Origin of the sequence: Methylobacterium sp. Leaf88, from assembly GCF_001422795.1 — a bacterium.
GTDB lineage: Bacteria > Pseudomonadota > Alphaproteobacteria > Rhizobiales > Beijerinckiaceae > Methylobacterium.
In genome coordinates this window covers 731,197-749,470 of sequence record NZ_LMMK01000012.1, presented here as the reverse complement: position 1 = coordinate 749,470, position 18,274 = coordinate 731,197, and the positions used below count along the sequence as shown (strand labels likewise).

The following is an 18,274-nucleotide window of genomic DNA, read 5'->3' as shown; positions in this document are numbered from 1 at the left end:
GCAACACTCCGTGTCGTTCCAGGGGCCAAGCCGCCTCAGCGGACCGTCGAGATGCCGTCGGCCGTGATGGCCGTATTCAGGTTCTGGCGGAAGTCCGCCTCGCCCAGGGTCTTCAGTTCAAGCCGGAGCAGGACGGTCCGGTTGCGCTCGCTGGTGCCGAGGGCCGCCGCCACCGGCGAGACGATGTAGTTGACCGACACCGTCGTGCACTCGTCCTGGTACCCGCCGCCGATGCTCATGCCCGAGAGATAGGCGCGTCCCGGGTTGCGGTAGACGGGCGCGTCCCCGACGGGATTCGCGAGGTAGGAGGCGTAGGCGGTCTGGAAGTTGTCGCGCACGTCGAGGTAGTGTGACAGGTCCACCAGGGCCGAGCCCGTGACGAACCAGTTCGGCGTCACGTGATAGGTGGCCGAGGCGGTGACGCCCTCGCGACGGTTGGCGAAGCCGAGGGCGGGCTGGGCCTTGTAATAGGAGTAGAACGCCGAAAGATCGATCGGCGCGAAGGGAGCGAGGCGGGCGATCACGCCGGTCTCGACCCGGTTCACGCCGAGATCGGCGTGGTCGAAGCGCCCGCGGGTGATGAAGGTGATGTGCTGGTTGGGCGACAGCTGGAACCGGCCGACGAAGTCCGAGGCCCGGCTGTCGAGGCCGGAATCGAGGCCGACATTGGCGATGTCGCCGCGGCGGAACGAGTTCACACCGGCGATCTGGATCGATTCGCCGAACATCACGTTCGCGTACCAACCGGCGGGGGTCACGACGGAGTACTGCGCGCCCAGATTGGTGCGCATGCCGCCCTCGACCCGGTCGTAGCCTGAGAACTTGTCCCACTCGAACAGCGAGGTGTCGTCGAAGATCAGGCTCTGTGCGTCCTCGTTCGGCAGCCGGCCGATCCGCGTCTCGCTCGGTCGCGCGATGACTTGGGCGATCGGCTCGATCGTGTGCACGCCCAGCGGTCCGAAATTGCTGACGAACGGGTAGCGGTAGTCGATGCCGACGGCGGGCAGGACGCGCCCCGAGAAATCCGCGTCCTGCGTCGCGATGTTGGCGGACAGGGCGTTCTGGTAGCCGGAGGTGCGCGGGTCGACGAAGAACGCGTCCGTGCGCAGGTAGGCGAAGGGCGTGAAGACCTGGCCGACGTCGTCGATGAAGCTGCGGCGCCAGGACAGCTGGGCCGAGGCGCGGGTGTTCGTGCCGGCGAGGCCCCGGATCACGCACTGGCCGCGCGAGAAGGACGTGCAGGTCTCGTAGAGGTAGTAGGTCCGGCCGTTGATGGTCGGCGTCTGGAGATAGGCCGTCGGGCTCTGAACGGCCTGGAAATCCGTCGCCTGGCGGGTCAGGCTGGTGATGTTGGCCTCGAACCGCACCTCGCCGCCCAGGAAGCCGGGTCCGTTGATGCGCTTGTCGTAGTCGATCACCGGCGCGACGAAGGGCTGCTCCTTCTGCCAGTCGAAGCTCGACAGGCCCTTGAAGTAGTAGCCCCGCGCCTCGAACCACGAGCGATCGCCCTGACCGATCAGGTAGGCGGTCGACACGGCCTCACGGAAATAGTCCGTGGTGATGCTCTGGTTGCGGATGCGGTAGTTGTCGAGGAACCACTTGTCGGTGACGCCGACGACGTCCCAGCCCGTGCGCCAGCGGTCGTTGATGTAGAACTGGCCCTTGGACTCCACCGAGCCGCGGAAGTCGCGGTCTCCCGCCCCGAGGGGGCCGGGCAGGAAGGCGCTCGGCGTGGTCTGGAAGATGCCGGAGAGGCGCAGGTTGTAGGAGCCCGTCTCCAGCCGGTGCCGGAACTCCGCCTGGCCGAGGACGCCCTGATTGCTCAGGAAGGCCGGTGACAGCGTCAGGTCGTAGTTCGGCGCCAGGTTGACGAAGAACGGGGTCGCGAGACCGGAGCCCAGGGCCGTCGAAGTGAGGAAGCGCGGCGTCAGGAAGCCGGTCTTGCGCTTCACCGTCGGGTCGGCGGTCTCGAAATACGGCAGGTAGGCGACCGGGATGCCGCCGATCTCAAGGGTCGATTCCTCGAACGCGACGGTGTGGGTCTGATTGTTGTGGACGATCTTGGTGGCGCGGATCTGCCAGAGCGGCGGCGTCTCCGGATTGTTCTTGCAGGGTTCGCAGGCCGTGTAGGTGCCGTAGTCGAAGCTGGTGCTGTCGCCCTCGATCCGCTCGGCTCGGGGCGCCGAGAAGCGGGTGCGGACGGTCTGCCCGTTGAGCTGGACGCTCTGCTGCACCCGGAGGGCGTCGATGAAGCCGTTCTTAAAGTCGTCGGTGAGCTCCATCTTGGAGCCGGTGACCACCGCGCCCGACGCCTCCGTCAGGCGCACGTTGCCCTCGGCGAAGACCCGGCTCGCCTTGCGGTCGTAGATCACCCGGTCGGCCTGCAAGGTGCGTGGGCCGTAATGCAGCTCGGCGTTGCCGCGGGCCGTCACCGTGTTGCGGTCGTTGTCGTAGACGAGCTCGGCGGCCTCCACGAGAAGGCGCTCGGCCGGCTTTCCCGAGTCCGGCTTGCCGGCGTCCGCCTTCGGGGCACTGGCCCGCGGGGCCCCCTGGGCGAGCGCCGGCCCGCCGGTCGCCGCGGGGGCGACGGCCGTGAGCAGCGCCACGAACCCCGTGGCCAACGTGATGTCGGCGACCTTACGCAACGCCAGTCCCAACTCCTGCCAAGGCCTGCGCCCCTTCGCCACCACCGAGTCCGACATCAGCCGTCCTCCTGATAGAGAAGCGTGAGCGTACCAAGGAGACTCCCTACCACGGCCGGGAACCACGCCGCCACAGCCGGCGTCACGATTCCCGAGGCACCGAGGCCTTCCAGCACCTGTCGGGCGACGTACAGCACGAACCCCGCCGCGACGCCGCTCAGCACCAGTTTGCCGACACCACCAAAGCGGAAGAACCTTAAGGAAACGCTGGCCGCCACCAGCACCATGGCCAGGAACAGGACGGGCCGCGCCAGCAGGACGTCGTACTGAAGGCGGTACCGCGTGGCGTCGAGGCCGGCCCGCTCGGAGCGTGAGATGGTCTCCGGCAGTTGCCAGAAAGGCACGGATTCGGGCGGCGTGAAGCGCTGGCGCACCTGCGAGGGCACCAGGGTCGAGGCGATCAGGTAGGTGTCGAAGGTTTCGGCAGGCTGGCCCTTGGCCATCACCCGGGCTTGGCTCAACTCCCAGTAGCCGTCGTGCAGGCTGGCCTTGGCCGCCTCGATCTGCGCGGTGAAGATGCCGGCCTCGTCGAAGGCGAAGACCGAGACGCCGGCCAGCGTGGTGGTGCCCTCCACCGCGGTGTCGGCGCGGATGATGGCCTGCCCGTCGAGGCTGCGCTGGCGGATCCAGAGATCCTTACCCGAGTTGGCCTTGGTCGAGCGGGCGAAGATTTTTGCCTCGATCTCGGTGGAGCGCTGCTTCATCAGCGCCGAAATCGGATTGTAGACCCCCACCGTGAAGGCCCCGATGGCCAGCGCCACGAACACGCCCGGTTGCAGGAACTGCCAGGCCGAGATGCCGGCGGCCCGGGCCACCACCAGTTCGAGCTTGCGCGAGAGCTGGAGCAGGGCGGCCATCGAGCCGAACAGGATGGCGAAGGGCAGCACGCCCTCGGCCACTGCCGGGGTTCGATAGAGCGAGAGCTGCGCCATCAAACCTGTGGACGCGCCTTCGGCGTCGCCGGCGCGTCGCAGGAGTTCGACGAAATCGAGGGTGTAGACCAGCGTGAAGACCGTGAGGAACACCCCCAGGATCGTGCGCACGAAGCGCATCGCGAAGTAGCGGCCAAGGGTGGCGCCGATCAGCATGGCGTCAGCTCCGCCTCACTGCACGCCGAGGCGCGGGCGCCGGCCGAAGCGGCCGACGAGCCCGGTCGCGGCCCGGCCCACCCGGGCGTTCCAGTCCCGCACCGCCGCGCCGTTGAAGATGATCACCGCCGAGATCAGGATGGCGAGGAGGGGCACGGCGTAGACGGCCACCACCGCGCCCGGACTGCGCGCCGCCGCGCTGGAAGCCGCGAAGCCGCCGATGCGCACGACCACCACCGCGAGGACGGCGCCGGCCACCGCGAGGCCGCGCCCCTGGCGGGTGGTGCGCGGGTCGCCGAGAGCCGCGAAGGCGATGAAGGTCAGGGCCAGCGGGTAGAGCCAGGACGAGAGCCGGTCGTGCAGCTCGGCCCGGAAACGACCCTTCTGCTGCTTGTAGTAGGTCTCGCTGGTGTCGGGGAACAGCAGCTGCGCCGTGGCGCGTTCGCGCGGCTTGTAGACCAGCTCGGCGTCGGGCGGCGTGAACGCGGCGAGGTCGACGGTGTAGCGCTCGAAGGTGATGATCGAGGCGTCGCGGGAATCTTTCTGCTGGCGGTGGATGCTGCCCTTCTCCAGGGCGAGATAGCTCTGGCCGCCATAGTCCAACGCCTGTCCGCGCTCGGCGAGGTAGACCACCGACTTGCCCGCCTCGCGCTTGTCCTGGATGAACAGGCCGAGCAGGGCGCCCCCCGGGCCGCGCTCGCGGAAATGGAAGGTGATGCCGCTGTCGAGGCTGGTGAACTGCCCCTCCTTGACCACGTTGGCGATAAAGTCGCCGCGCACCCGGGTCAGCACGTCGCGCAGTTCCTGAAACGACGATGGCATCACCTGGATCGTCAGGAAGGCCACCGCGAGGCTGACCGCGAGGCCGAGGCTGAGGAAGGGGCGCAGGATCTGCCGCGGTCGCATCCCTGCCGCCGACATGACGATGAGCTCGGAATCACCGTTGAGCTTGTTCAGCGCGTAGACGACGGCGATGAACAGCGCCACCGGAGCGATCACGGTGATCAGGGTCGGCAGCGAAAGACCGGTGATGAGGAAGAAGATGACCAGGGTCTGACCCTTGGCGGTGATGAGGTCGAGCTCGCGCAGGGCCTGCGTCACCCAGATCGTACCGGTCAGGCCAACGAGGCAGGCGAAGAAGGCCCCGAGCGCGATTTTGAAGATGTAGCGCTCGATCTGCGTCATGGGTTCTCGTGGATCGGCGTCTCGCGGATCGCCCCCCGCATCGCCCGGCGAGGCCTCGGCCCCACCCGTTTGTATCCGTCCCGCCCCCCGGCCGTCGACTCCGATCCGGGCGCGCCGATTCGGGCGCTTTCACGGCCGTCCGGTCGCGTTGCGTTCTGTGCCTCAACAGGTACACAGAAGCGCCGGGAGTGGCACGTCCGATGCCGTGCCGCTCCGCACATCCTGCACGCACCACTTCGAACGCACGGTTCGTTCGAGCCCAATCCTCGGAAAGCTAGCGTCATGGCGGACGGAATTACGATCGCGTTCGGGCCCCTCGGCCCGGTGGGCCGGGGCGACGTCGTCCTCTTCGTCGGCGACGATCTCGCCCTGGCTCCGGCCGTGGCCCAGGCGATCGGCGGCGGCGTGGCCGATCTCGTCGCCCGTGCCGCCGCCAGCGAGCGCTTCAAGGGCAAGTCCCTGTCGGCCCTGGCACTGCCCGCACCCACAGGCCTCGACGCCGACCGCCTGGTGGTGATCGGCCTCGGCTCGGAGAAGGACCGCGCCAAGATCGACTGGCCTGCGCTCGGCGGCTTCACCGCCAGCAAGGTCTCGGGCCGGAACGCCCAGGCCGCCCTGATCCTCGCCGGTCTCGATGTCACGGCCGAGAACGCTGCCGATTTCGCCCTCGGGGCCCGCCTGCGCCACTACAGCTTCGACCGTTACAAGACCAAGAAGAAGCCCGAGGGCGAGGATGCCAGGGCCACCGCGCTGACCCTGATGGTGGCCGATGGCGCCGCCGCCGAGTCGGCCGCGAAGGTCTCGGAGGCGGTCTCCGACGGCGTCATCCTGGCGCGCGAGCTGATCAATGAGCCGCCGAACGTCCTCTATCCGGAGGAGTTCGCCCGCCGGGCCGAGGCACTGACGCAGCTCGGCGTCGAGGTCGAGGTTCTCGGCCCTGGCAAGCTGGAGGCGCTCGGCATGCGCGCCCTCCTCGCCGTGGCGCAGGGCTCGACGAAGGAGGCCCGCGTCGTGGTGATGCGCTGGAACGGCGCCGCCGACCCGGCCGAGGCGCCCCTAGCCTTCATCGGCAAGGGCGTCTGCTTCGATTCCGGCGGCGTCTCGATCAAGTCCGCCGGCGGCATGGAGGACATGAAGGGTGACATGGGCGGAGCCGCCTGCGTCGTCGGCACGATGCACGCGCTCGCCAGTCGGAAGGCGAAGGTGAACGTCGTCGGCGCCATCGGCATCGTTGAGAACATGCCGGATGGCAACGCCATGCGCCCGAGCGACATCATCACCTCGATGTCGGGCCAGACCATCGAGATCATCAACACCGACGCCGAGGGCCGCCTCGTCCTCGCCGACGTGCTCTGGCACATCCAGAGCGCCTACAAGCCGAAGTTCATGATCGACCTCGCGACCCTGACGGGGGCGATCATCGTCGCCCTCGGCCAGGACATCGCTGGGATGTTCTCCAACGACGACGCGCTCTCGGCCAAGATCACGGCCGCCGGCGAGGCGACGGGCGAGGCCGTGTGGCGGATGCCCCTGATTCCGGCTTACGACAAGGCGATCGACTCGAAGTTCGCCGACATGAAGAACTCCGGCGGCCGCCATGGTGGCGCGGCGACCGCGGCGTCCTTCCTGAAGCGCTACGTCAACGACGTGCCCTGGGCGCATCTCGACATCGCCGGCGTGGCGATGTCCTCGTCGGCGAGCGAGATCAACAGGAGCTGGGGGGCGGGCTGGGGCGTGCGCCTGCTCGACCGCCTGGTGCGCGACAACTACGAGGCCTGAGCCGCGTGCTGCCGGCCGTGACTCCGCTGGCGGCAGCGCTCCTGGCGATCGCGCTTACTTTCGCTACGGGGTTCGACCAGCGGGTGGCCATGCCGCCCGAGCTCGACGCCCGCTTCTACGGCTTCTTCCTCGATCGTTACCCGCTCTTCGCGGTGGCCATCGTCTACGGACTCGCCTGCCTCGGCCTGCGGATCCTGCGGCCGGGATCGGCCGGCTGGCCCCGCCGCCTCATCGGCGGGGCGCTGGCCGTGGCCCTGTTCCTGGCAGCCTGCCTCTATCCCACCTTCGGCGGCGTGGCCCTGCGCCTCGCCTTCGCCAGCGGCGGCACCGCCTTCATCACGCAGCAGCCGATGCCGGCGGCCTACGCCCTCGGATCAGCCCTCGCCGCGACGGTGTTCGGAAGCGTCCTGGGGGTCGGCGCCCTGCTGATCGGCAACGGTCCTGCGGGTCGATCCCAGCCCCGGCGCTGGATGCGGGCCGCGGTCGACGTCCTGCTCCGGTACCTCGCCCTCTGGTTCGCCCTGGCCATGCTGGGCTTCGCCCACGCGGCGGGGTTCGGCATCTGGCCGCGCCGATCGATGACGATCGGGGATGCCCTGTTAGCCGGTACCCTGGCCTGCATCGCGTTTCTGCCGCACCTGAGTTGCAACGGGCTGACGACGCGGCAGGATCGTTTGCGCCTGGCCCGCGCCGACGCTTGATCCCGCCGCCGGAATGCCCGAGGATAGTTTAGGTGTGAACTAAGGAGGCAGGAAGCCGCCGGGTCGCATCGCAGGGAGGATCGACATGGCCGAAACCCGGAGCGCTGTGCGCCCGTGGCTGTCCGCGTATCCGCCGGGCATTCCCGCTGAGCTCGATGTCGACGGCCTCGGAACGCTGGTCGACCTGTTCGAGGAGTGCACGGCGCGCTCGGCCGCTCGGCCCGCGCTGGAGAGCTTCGGAGCCCGCATCTCCTACGCGGCCCTCGGGGCGTCGGCGGAGGCCGTCGCCGCGTGGCTGGCGGCGCAGGGCCTGACCAAGGGCGATCGCGTCGCCATCATGATGCCGAACGTCGCCGCCTATCCGGCGACGATCTTCGGCGTGCTCCTCGCCGGCTGTATCGTCGTCAACGTCAATCCCCTCTACACGCCGCGCGAGTTGACGGCGCAGCTGAACGATTCGGGCGCGCGCATCCTCTTCGTCCTGGAGAATTTCGCCCATACCGTGGTGCAGGCCCTGCCGGACCTCGCCCTCGACCGCGTGGTCCTGGCCGGTCCCGGCGACGGCCTCGGCCTGAAGGGGCGGCTGATCACCCTGGTCTCGCGCCATGTGAAGAAAGCCGTTCCGGCCTATCGCTTGCCCGAAGTACTCGCGGTCCGCTTCGACGCGATGATCCGCGCGGGCACCGGCAAGCCGAAGGTCCGGGTTCCCGTCGTGCCGGACGACTTGGCGTTCCTGCAATATACCGGCGGGACCACGGGGGTCGCCAAGGCCGCGATGCTGACTCATCGCAACATCATGGCCAATGTCGAGCAGAGTCGGATCTGGTTCCGCGTCTCGGCCGAGGACGGCGCAGCGCGCGTCATGGTCACGGCGCTGCCACTGTATCATATCTTCGCCCTGACCTGCTGCTTCTTCTTCTTCATGAAGGTTGGTGGCTGTTGCCTGCTGATCGCCAACCCGCGCGATGCCGACGGCTTCATCAAGACCCTCAAGGGGACGCCCTTCACCCACTTCTCAGGGGTGAACACCCTGTTCAATCTGCTCATCAACCATCCGAAGATCCGCGAGGTCGACTTCTCGAGGTTGGATTTTGTCATCGCGGGCGGGATGGCGGTGCAGGCGGCGGTCGCCGAGAAGTGGAAGGCGATCACCGGTCGCGCCATCGTGGAGGGCTACGGCCTGTCCGAGACCTCCCCGGTGGTCTGCGTCAACCCGCCGGATCTCTCCGCGTGGAGCGGCACCATCGGGTATCCCTTGCCCTCGACCGACGTCTCGATCCGAGGGCTCGACGGCCGCGAGGTCGATATCGGCGAGCCCGGCGAACTCTGCGTGCGCGGCCCCCAGGTCATGGCCGGCTACTGGAAGCGCCCGGACGAGACGGCCCACGCCACCACCGCCGATGGCTACTTCCGCACCGGCGACGTGGCGGTGCTGAACCCCGATGGACAGGTCCGCATCGTCGATCGAATGAAGGACATGATCCTGGTCTCGGGCTTCAACGTCTACCCGAACGAGATCGAGGACGTGCTCGCGAGCCATCCGGGCGTACTCGAATGCGCCGTGGTCGGCGCGGTCAACGACGAGACCGGCGAGATGGTCGTCGCGCATGTGGTGCGCAAGGACGACGCGATGACCACCGACGCACTCCGGACCTTCGCCCGCTCGCAGCTCACCGGTTACAAGGTTCCCCGCCGGGTCGTCTTCCACGACGCCCTGCCCAAGACCAACGTTGGCAAGGTGCTGCGTCGGGCCCTTCGCGACGATCCGCCCCCTCCGTGATCGCGTTCCGCCCGTAACCTGCGGCCGCCTGCCGGCGAAGGGTGACATTGAGACGGCTTGCGCGCTCGCCGCGTCCGGCCAATGTCAGGACAACAGGCCGGCGCGCCGCGATTCGCGCTGAACGGAGGGAACGACATGAACATCAGACGCACCCACGCATGGGAGATGCCCGAACATCTCGCGACGCCGGAGAGCGTGTTCCTCGATCGCCGGCGCCTGCTTGGAGGGGCCGCGGGCCTGGCGGCCGCCTCGCTGATCGGGACGGAGAGCGCCCGGGCGGCGTCCGACCCGACCGCCGATCTCTATCCGGCTAAGCGCAACGAGGCCTATACCCTCGACCGCCCGCTGACCCCGGAGAAGTTCAGCGCCGACTACAACAATTTCTACGAATACGGCACCTCGAAGTCGGTCCTGCCGGCCGCCAACGCCCTGAAGACACGGCCCTGGACGGTGGCCATCGACGGCCTCGTCGAGAAGCCGATGACCCTCGGAATCGACGACCTCATCCGCAAGATGCCGCTGGAGGAGCGCCTTTACCGGCACCGCTGCGTCGAGGCCTGGTCCATGTCGGTGCCCTGGACCGGATTCCCCCTCGCGAAGCTCGTGGCGCTGGCGAAGCCCACCTCAGGCGCGAAGTACATCCAGATGCAGACCTTCCTCGACCGGTCGATGGCACCGGGCCAGAAGTCGTTCCTGTATCCCTGGCCCTACACCGAGGGGCTGACCCTGGAAGAGGCGGGCAACGACCTCGCCTTCGTCGCCACGGGCGTCTACGGTAAGCCGCTCGCCAACCAGTTCGGCGCGCCGATCCGCCTCGTTGTGCCGTGGAAATACGGCTTCAAGTCGGTGAAATCGATCACCAAGATCTCTTTCGTGGCCGAGCGTCCGAAGACCTTCTGGGAAGGGCTGCAATCGGCCGAGTACGGCTTCTGGGCCAACGTCAATCCGGCGGTGTCGCATCCCCGCTGGAGCCAGGCCACGGAACGGGTCCTGGGCACCGACCAGCGCGTGCCGACCCTGATCTACAACGGCTACGGCGAACAGGTGGCCGGCCTCTACAAGGGGCTGGAGAAGGAGCGCCTGTTCGTCTGACGGGCCCTGCGGCGGGGCAGGTCGCTGCCCCGTCCGCTCAGGCGTCCGGTGTCGCTTCTAGTACGTCCAGCGCTGGGCCTTGGCCACGAGGAAGTCGCGGAACGCTTGGACACGGGCGACGGACCGCATCTCCTCGGCATAGACGAGATAGCTTTCCATGTGCGGCATCTCGGTCTCGCGCATGACCTGAACCAGGCCCGCCTGACCCTCCGCCGCGTAGTCCGGGAGGATGCCGATGCCGGCGCCGGTGTCGATGGCCTGCTGCAAGGCGGTGATGTTGTTCACCGTGAAGTGGATCGTCCGGCGCTCCTGTCCCTCGCGGCCGACGGTGGAGAGCCAGTGCGTCGCCAGCAGGTAGGACGGCTCGTTGCCGCCGAACGAGACCAGGCGGTGATTGTCGAGGTCGGCGATGGATTTCGGCTCGCCGAAGCGCTTCACGTAATCCTGCGAGGCGAAGGCGTGGTAGTGGACCGTGAACAGGCGCCGCTGGATCAGGTCCGGCTGGGCCGGGCGCCGCATCCGGATCGCCACGTCGGCCTCGCGCATGGCCAGGTCGAGTTCCTCGTTGGTGAGGATGAGTTCGACGCGCACGTCCGGGTAGAGGTCGAGGAATTCGGCGACACGCTGGGCCAGCCAGGCCGTGCCGAGGCCGACGGTGGTGGTGACCTTGAGGTCGCCGGTCGGCCGCTCGCTCGTTTCGACGAGGCGCGCCTTGGTGTTCTCCAGGCGCAGCTTCATGTCCCGCGCCGCGCGGAACAAGAGGTCGCCCTGTTCGGTCAGGATCAGGCCGCGGGCGTGGCGGTGGAACAGCGGCGCCTTCAACTCGCGTTCGAGGGCGCTGATCTGACGGCTGACGGCCGACTGGCTCAGGCCGATGTCGTCGCCCGCGCGCGTGAAGCTGCCGGCTTCCGCCACGTTGAGGAAGATGCGGATCTTGTCCCAGTCCAAGGCGTCCACTCCCGTACGCAACCCGACGCCGGCTGACCAAGCTTCCCGTCTCGCGGCGTGCGAGTCGGATATCCGTGCCTGGCCCGAGCGACCCGGACCCTCCGGCCCACGCGGGACGTGGACGGAAAGGTGCGAGTCATGCGGGTGACGCCGACGGCTCATGCCGTCAGCGCTTAGGTTAGTGGGTCGACCTTGCGATTGTCTTGACGCCGCGCGCAAGACGCATGGCGCCGTCGTCCGCCAGAATCTTCCTATTCTGCGGCGGCTTGCTGGGGTGTTTCGCCGACTTCGAGGGCGGCCAGGTACTTCTCGGCGTCGAGGGCAGCCATGCAGCCCATGCCGGCGGCGGTGATCGCTTGACGGTAGACGTCGTCGGTGACGTCGCCCGCGGCATAGACCCCGGGGATCGCCGTATGCGTCGTGCCCGGCGCCGTCTCGATGTAGCCGCCGTCGCGCATGGCCAGTTGGCCGTCGAAGATCGCGGTCGCCGGCTGGTGGCCGATGGCGATGAACACGCCATCCGTTCGGCGCTCCGTGATTTCGCCGGTGCGGGTGTCCTTGAGGCGGACATGGGTCACCGACGGCGGCTTCTCGCTGCCGCAGATCTCCTCGACCGCGTGGTGCCACACCACTTCGACGTTGGGGTGCTTGGACAGGCGCTCCTGCAGGATGCGCTCGGCGCGGAACTCGCCCCGGCGGTGGACCACGATGACCTTGGCGGCGAGGTTGGCGAGGTAGAGCGCCTCCTCCACGGCGGTGTTGCCGCCGCCGACCACCACGACCTCCTTGCCCCGGAAGAAGAAGCCGTCGCAGGTGGCGCAGGCCGAGACGCCGAAGCCCTGGTATTTGGCCTCCGACGGCAGGCCGAGCCACTTGGCCTGGGCCCCCGTGGCGATGATGACCGCGTCGGCCGAGTAGGTTTCGCCGGAATCGGCCTCCAGCCGGAACGGCCGGACCTGGAAATCCACCTTGGTGATGTACTCGGACACGATCTTGGTCCCGACATGCTCGGCTTGGGAGCGCATCTGCTCCATCAGCCAGGGACCTTGGATCGCCTCGGCAAAGCCCGGATAGTTCTCGACATCGGTGGTGATCATGAGCTGGCCGCCGGGCTGGAAGCCCGAGATCATCAGCGGCTCCACCATGGCACGGGCGGCGTAGATCGCGGCGGAGTAGCCGGCGGGGCCGGAGCCGATGATGATGAGTTTGGAATGGGTGTGCGCCATCGCTCTCGTCTCCTTCAGGCCCATCGCGCGCGGTGCTCGGCATAGGCCTTGGCCATCGCGCCTGCGATGACGGGGGTCGCATCCAGGGGCTGGTAGTGCAATTCCTCCAGGCGGCCGACAAAGGGCTTCAGGGCCCCGGCCATCGCGAGTCCCGCGAAGAGCCGCCTGTGGCGGATATAGGTCTTGGGCAGGTCGAACAGGAGGACGGGAGCCCCGGTGCTTACAGCCTCCCCGACCATGTTGGCCGAATCCGAGGTGACGACGATCGAATCGGCGATCGCCAGCATCGAAACATAGGGATTCGGGCTGCCACCGTCCCAGAAGAAACCGCCCTTCGTCGCCACCATGGTCCGCAGAGCGTCCCGCAGGTTCTGCGGCGTGCGCCGGGACACGGTGACCATGAGGGAACAGCCGCCCTCGGTGAGCTTGTCGAGGTCGCGCAGGAGCCTGCGCATATCCGCCGGGCGATAGCTCAAATGTCGGCTGTCGCCGCCGATCAGCACCGCGATGCGGGGCCAGGGCAGGGTGGACAGGCGCGGGTCCGGGTGCGCGCGGGCCTCGGCGAGACGCTCCGGTGTGACCTGGTGCGGCGGTGTCAGGGTGGTGAAGACGTTGGGGCCGCGCAGGTCGTCGTAATCGGGCACCCAGACGAAATTCGCCGCGTCGTGGCCGATGCGGGGATCCTTCAGGAAGGCCGTGAAGGTGCGGCCCTCGGACGCCGTGCGCACCGCGCGGAGGTACGGGACGGACCGGCGCCCGGACGCGATCAGCAGATCGGGGAGGGGCCCGGACAACGCGCCGCGTGCGTTGCCCGGCCGGTCCCGCGGGTCGGTCGGTCCCCAGGGTGCCATCCAGCCGAAGGGGGGGCGGGGCGCGATCCGACGGATCTCGAACGGCAGGCCGAGGGTTTCGGCGAGGCCGACGCACTGGTTTTCGTCGCCCGCCTTGCCGTCGGTGACGATCCAGGTCCTGGCCTGAGCGAGGTCGGGAAGCGGCGCGGCCGCGCCGGTGGGGGAGGGCATCGCGGACGCTGACGACATCGGGTGATCCAGGTCAATCCTCCAGCGGCGTCCTCCGCCGCGCCGTCCACTCAATCCCGGGGCAGGGCGCGCCGGAGCCAGCCCGCATAGTGCTGGGCGATGGCGGTCACCCGGCGACGCTCGGAAGCCGGATCGTACCAGGCCCCGCCCGAACTCGACGGGAGCGCGGAGAGCTGCGGGTGGCGCGCCAGGACCTCGCCCCGGCGGCCGAGGAGTAGGGCTTCCCCGTCGAGGTAGTCGCTCTGGGTGCCGCCGCCGAGGCGGCCCCGTCCGCCGTCGCCGCCCGCATAAGGATTGAGCGAGAGGCCCGTGATCCGCACCACCAGCCTGGGTCCGCGCCCGCCGAGCCGGTCGGCGAATTCCGTCGTCAACGCGGCGAGAAGGTCTTCGCGCAGGGCCAGCGCCGGGGTGCCGCCACCGAGCGCGATCAGGGGGCGGACATCCACGTCGATGCCGGCGAGGCGCTCGCCCCCGAGGCTGGGAAGATCCTCGGCCCGGGCCGATCCGAGCAGCGCGACGAGACCGAGCAGCGCCGCCGCTGCCCGGAAGAGGCCCGACCGCATGAAGGGCTCAGCCGCCGTACTGGACGGCGACGACCTCGTAGGACTTTCCGCCGCCCGGCGTCGTCACCTCGACGGTGTCGCCGACGCCCTTGCCGATCAGCGCGCGGGCGATCGGAGAGGTGATGGAGACCAGGCCGGAGCGCACGTCCGCCTCGGGCTCGCCGACGAGCTGATAAGTCTTCTCTTCCTCGGTGTCCTCGTCGAGGAGCTTCACCGTGGCCCCGAACTTGATCTTCGTCCCGGAAAGCTTCGACACGTCGATCACCTCGGCGCGCGAGATCATGCTTTCGAGCTCCAGGACGCGGCCCTCATTGTGGGACTGCGCCTCCTTGGCGGCATGGTACTCGGCATTCTCCGACAGGTCGCCCAGGGCGCGGGCCTCGGCGATGGCCTGGATGATCCGCTGGCGCTCCACCTGCTGGCGGTGCTTCAACTCCTCCTCCAGCGCTGCGTAACCGCGCACCGTCATCGGAACCTTGTCTATCGTCATCGTCTCGCGCCACAATGAATAAGCCCGGCCAGGAGCACGCCGCTCCTTCCGGGCCAGAGTAAGTTACTCCTGAACCGCCAACAACACGGCTTCCGTTCAACACGGAAGCCGCGCGAGACTTCAGGCCGCGAAGTATTCCTGCAAGGCGCGGACCTTGAGATCGCCTCCGAGATAGGCCTTGATGCCCTCGGCCGCAGCCATCGCTCCTGCAAGAGTGGTGTAGTACGGCACTTTATGCAAGAGGGCCGCGCGCCGGAGGGACCGCGAGTCCGACAGGGCGCCCGCCCCCTCGGTGGTGTTGAAGACGAGCTGGATGTCGCCGTTCTTGATCGAGTCGACGACGTGCGGCCGGCCCTCCAGGACCTTGTTCACGCGCTCGGTCGGGACGCCCTGATCGGCTAGGTAGCGCTGCGTGCCGCCGGTGGCGATGATGGTGAAACCGAGCTCCGAGAGCAGGCGGATCGCCGGTAGGATGCGCTCCTTGTCGGCGTCGCGCACCGAGACGAAGACCGCGCCGCCCTTGGGCACCAGGGTGCCCGAGCCGAGCTGGCTCTTGGCGAAGGCGACCCCGAAGCTCGAATCGAGGCCGATGACCTCGCCGGTGGAGCGCATCTCGGGCCCGAGCAGCACGTCGACGCCGGGGAAGCGGGCGAAGGGGAACACCGCCTCCTTGACGGCGATGTGATCCAGGACCTTCGGCTGCAGGGCGAAGCTCGCCAGGGATTCGCCGGCCATCACCCGGGCCGCGATCTTGGCGATCGGATCGCCGATCACCTTGGCGACGAAGGGCACCGTCCGCGAGGCGCGGGGGTTCACCTCCAGCACGTAGATCGTGCCGTCCTTGATGGCGTACTGGACGTTCATCAGGCCGCCGACCTGCAGCGCCAGGGCCATGGCCCGGGTCTGCCGTTCCAGTTCGGCGATGATCTCCGGCGACAGCGAGCGCGAGGGCAGCGAACAGGCGGAATCGCCCGAGTGGATGCCCGCCTCCTCGATGTGCTCCATGATGCCGGCGATGAAGACGTCCTTGCCGTCGCAGATGGCGTCGACGTCGATCTCGGTGGCGTCCGACAGGTAACGGTCGAACAGGAGCGGGTTCTTGCCCAGGACCGTGTTGATCTGTCCGGTCTTGTCGTTGGGATAGCGTGCCTTGACGTCCGACGGGATCAGGCTCGGCAGAGTGTCGAGGAGGTAGTCCGCGAACTGCGCCTCGTCGCGGATGATCGCCATGGCGCGGCCGCCCAGCACGTAGCTCGGACGTACCACGAAGGGCAGGCCGAGATCCGAGGCGATAAGCCGGCTCTGCTCCACAGAGTAAGCGATGCCGTTCTTCGGCTGCTTCATGCCGAGCTTGTCGAGGAGACGCTTGAACTGGTCGCGGTCTTCGGCGAGGTCGATGGCATCCGGCGAGGTGCCGAGGATCGGCACGCCGGCGGCCTCAAGGGCGCGGGCCAGCTTCAGCGGGGTCTGCCCGCCGAATTGCACGATGACGCCGTGGAGCGTCCCGGCCTGGCGCTCGGTCTCGATGATCTCGAGCACGTCCTCCTGGGTCAGGGGCTCGAAGTAGAGCCGGTCGGAGGTGTCGTAATCGGTCGAGACCGTCTCCGGGTTGCAGTTGACCATGATGGTCTCGTAGCCGGCTTCGGAGAGCGCGAAGCAGGCGTGGCAGCAGCAATAGTCGAACTCGATGCCCTGTCCGATTCGGTTCGGGCCGCCGCCGAGGATGATCACCTTCTTGGCGTCTGTCGGACGTGCCTCGTCCACCACCGCGCCCGCGAAGGGCGCCACGTAGGTCGAGTACATGTAGGCGGTGGGCGCCTGGAACTCAGCCGCGCAGGTGTCGATGCGCTTGAACACCGGGCGCACGCCCAGGGCCCGGCGCGCCGCCCGCACGCTGTCCTCGTCGGTCCTGGCGAGTACGGCCAGGCGGGCATCTGAGAAGCCGGCGGCCTTGAGCTGGCGCAGCGCCCCGGGGGTGTTCGGGATGCCGTGCGCCTTGACCCGGTTCTCCAGGTCGATGATCGCCTGGAGTTGCTCCAAGAACCACGGATCAATTTTGCAGGAGGCATGGACCTCCTCGTGGCTGACGCCGAGGCGCAGGGCTTGGCCGACCTTCAGGAGGCGATCGGGCGTCGGGGTTCCCAGGGCGGCCTTGATGGCGTTGTGGTCGTCGCCCTTGCCGAGTCCCTCGATCTCGATTTCGTCGAGACCGGTGAGGCCGGTCTCGAGGGAACGCAGGGCCTTCTGGAGCGATTCCGCGAAGCAGCGGCCGATCGCCATGGCCTCGCCCACCGACTTCATGGCGGTGGTCAGCGTCGGCTCGGCGCCGGGGAACTTCTCGAAGGCGAAGCGGGGAATCTTCGTGACGACGTAGTCGATCGACGGCTCGAACGAGGCCGGTGTCGCGCCGCCGGTGATGTCGTTGGCGATTTCGTCGAGGGTGTAGCCGACGGCGAGCTTGGCCGCGACCTTGGCGATCGGGAAACCGGTGGCCTTCGAGGCCAGGGCGGAGGAGCGCGAGACGCGCGGATTCATCTCGATGACGATCATCCGGCCGGTGGCGGGGTCGATCGCGAACTGGACGTTCGAGCCGCCGGTCTCGACGCCGATCTCGCGCAGGACCGCCAGGGATGCGTCGCGCATCACCTGGTATTCCTTGTCCGTGAGCGTCAGGGCCGGCGCGACGGTGATGGAATCGCCGGTATGGACGCCCATCGGGTCGATGTTCTCGATGGAGCAGACGATTATGCAGTTGTCGTTCTTATCGCGAACGACCTCCATCTCGTATTCCTTCCAGCCGAGGACGCTCTCCTCGATCAGGACCTCGTTCGTCGGCGAGGCGTCGATGCCGCGCTCGACGATATCCAGGAATTCTTCGCGGTTGTAGGCGATGCCGCCGCCGGTGCCGCCCATGGTGAAGGAGGGGCGGATGATCGCCGGCAGGCCGACTTCGGCCAGCGCGATCAGCGCCTGCCCGATGGCGTGCTCGCCGTAGCGCTTGCGCCGCTCGGACTCGCCCCGGTGCCAGGTCTTCTCGAAGGCGGCGAGGGCGGCGGCGCGGGGCTCGCCCTCGTTCGCCGCCTCGATGCGGGCAACCTCGGCCAGGTACTTCTCGCGGTCGGCCTTCTTGGCCGCCGAGGCGTTGGCCAGGGCCGATTTCGGCGTCTCCAGGCCGATCTTGGTCATCGCGTCGCGGAAGAGGTGGCGGTCCTCGGCCTTGTCGATCGCCTCGGTGGTGGCGCCGATCATCTGGACGTCGAACTTCTCCAGAACGCCCATTTTCTTGAGGGACAGGGCGCAATTCAGCGCCGTCTGGCCGCCCATCGTCGGGAGAAGGGCGAAGCCGCCCGGAATGGCGTGGCGTTCTTTCTCGATGATCTTGGCGACAATCTCGGGCGTGATCGGTTCGACATAGGTCGCGTCCGCCATGTCCGGGTCGGTCATGATCGTGGCCGGGTTCGAATTCACCAGCACGATCCGGTAGCCCTCCTCGCGGAGGGCCTTGCAGGCCTGGGTCCCGGAATAATCGAACTCGCAGGCCTGACCGATGACGATCGGCCCCGCACCGATGATCAGGATCGAGGAAATGTCGGTGCGTTTCGGCATCGGGCGCCTTGGCTGCAGGCACGCGCGCCCGGCCATGCGCGGTGCCGGGGAAGCGGCACGGGCCTGGGGGCGCT

Annotated in this window: 13 protein-coding genes; 4 read left to right on the top strand and 9 right to left on the bottom strand. The window is 68.1% G+C overall.

Translation table 11 applies throughout. The features are described from left to right. Positions 1 to 35: 35 nt before the first annotated feature. Genes ASF20_RS09850 through lptF form a run of 3 tightly spaced genes read right to left on the bottom strand, consistent with a single transcriptional unit; the run spans position 36 to position 4,975 of the window. A complete protein-coding gene (locus tag ASF20_RS09850; RefSeq protein ID WP_056273445.1) occupies positions 36 to 2,702 on the bottom strand; it encodes an LPS-assembly protein LptD in 2,667 nt (888 codons plus the stop codon). Continuing rightward, complete coding sequence (gene lptG, locus ASF20_RS09845; RefSeq protein ID WP_056218780.1) at positions 2,702 to 3,790, bottom strand: LPS export ABC transporter permease LptG; 1,089 nt, start codon at positions 3,788 to 3,790, stop codon at positions 2,702 to 2,704. Before lptG ends, ASF20_RS09850 begins: the two co-directional genes overlap by 1 nt. A gap of 15 nt (positions 3,791 to 3,805) precedes the next feature. After that, positions 3,806 to 4,975 carry an LPS export ABC transporter permease LptF gene (gene lptF, locus ASF20_RS09840; RefSeq protein ID WP_056218783.1) on the bottom strand — a complete coding sequence of 390 codons (1,170 nt, stop codon included), beginning with the start codon at positions 4,973 to 4,975 and terminating at the stop codon, positions 3,806 to 3,808. A 282-nt stretch (positions 4,976 to 5,257) separates the two neighbouring features. Between lptF and ASF20_RS09835 the strand changes: the two genes are divergently transcribed. The 4 genes from ASF20_RS09835 to msrP all read left to right on the top strand — a co-directional run bounded on the left by ASF20_RS09835 (position 5,258) and on the right by msrP (position 10,327). Beyond that, positions 5,258 to 6,754, top strand: coding sequence for a leucyl aminopeptidase (locus tag ASF20_RS09835; protein ID WP_056273442.1), 1,497 nt, complete (start codon positions 5,258 to 5,260; stop codon positions 6,752 to 6,754). Between the two features lie 5 nt (positions 6,755 to 6,759). Continuing rightward, positions 6,760 to 7,455, top strand: a complete 696-nt coding sequence (locus ASF20_RS09830; RefSeq protein WP_200927208.1) for a hypothetical protein — start codon at positions 6,760 to 6,762, stop codon at positions 7,453 to 7,455. 85 nt (positions 7,456 to 7,540) lie between these two features. Next, positions 7,541 to 9,235, top strand: a complete 1,695-nt coding sequence (locus ASF20_RS09825) for an AMP-binding protein (protein ID WP_056273439.1) — start codon at positions 7,541 to 7,543, stop codon at positions 9,233 to 9,235. 135 nt (positions 9,236 to 9,370) lie between these two features. Beyond that, on the top strand, positions 9,371 to 10,327 hold the full coding sequence (gene msrP, locus ASF20_RS09820) for a protein-methionine-sulfoxide reductase catalytic subunit MsrP (protein ID WP_056273437.1): 957 nt from the start codon (positions 9,371 to 9,373) through the stop codon (positions 10,325 to 10,327). Between the two features lie 57 nt (positions 10,328 to 10,384). Here the strand turns inward: msrP and ASF20_RS09815 are convergent, their stop codons facing one another. The 6 genes from ASF20_RS09815 to carB form a co-directional block, all read right to left on the bottom strand. Continuing rightward, a complete protein-coding gene (locus ASF20_RS09815; protein ID WP_055956592.1) occupies positions 10,385 to 11,275 on the bottom strand; it encodes a LysR family transcriptional regulator in 891 nt (296 codons plus the stop codon). Positions 11,276 to 11,526: 251 nt separating this feature from the next. Further along, positions 11,527 to 12,501 (bottom strand): thioredoxin-disulfide reductase, encoded by a 975-nt coding sequence (trxB, locus tag ASF20_RS09810; protein ID WP_056273810.1) that lies wholly within the window; start codon positions 12,499 to 12,501, stop codon positions 11,527 to 11,529. 14 nt (positions 12,502 to 12,515) lie between these two features. After that, entirely contained in the window at positions 12,516 to 13,541 is a 1,026-nt protein-coding gene (locus ASF20_RS09805; RefSeq protein WP_056273434.1) for a mitochondrial fission ELM1 family protein, read from the bottom strand. A gap of 50 nt (positions 13,542 to 13,591) precedes the next feature. Continuing rightward, entirely contained in the window at positions 13,592 to 14,104 is a 513-nt protein-coding gene (locus tag ASF20_RS09800; protein ID WP_056273431.1) for a hypothetical protein, read from the bottom strand. 7 nt (positions 14,105 to 14,111) lie between these two features. After that, on the bottom strand, positions 14,112 to 14,588 hold the full coding sequence (greA, locus tag ASF20_RS09795; protein WP_181017364.1) for a transcription elongation factor GreA: 477 nt from the start codon (positions 14,586 to 14,588) through the stop codon (positions 14,112 to 14,114). A gap of 126 nt (positions 14,589 to 14,714) precedes the next feature. Beyond that, on the bottom strand, positions 14,715 to 18,200 hold the full coding sequence (gene carB / locus ASF20_RS09790; RefSeq protein ID WP_056273428.1) for a carbamoyl-phosphate synthase large subunit: 3,486 nt from the start codon (positions 18,198 to 18,200) through the stop codon (positions 14,715 to 14,717). Positions 18,201 to 18,274 lie beyond the last annotated feature (74 nt).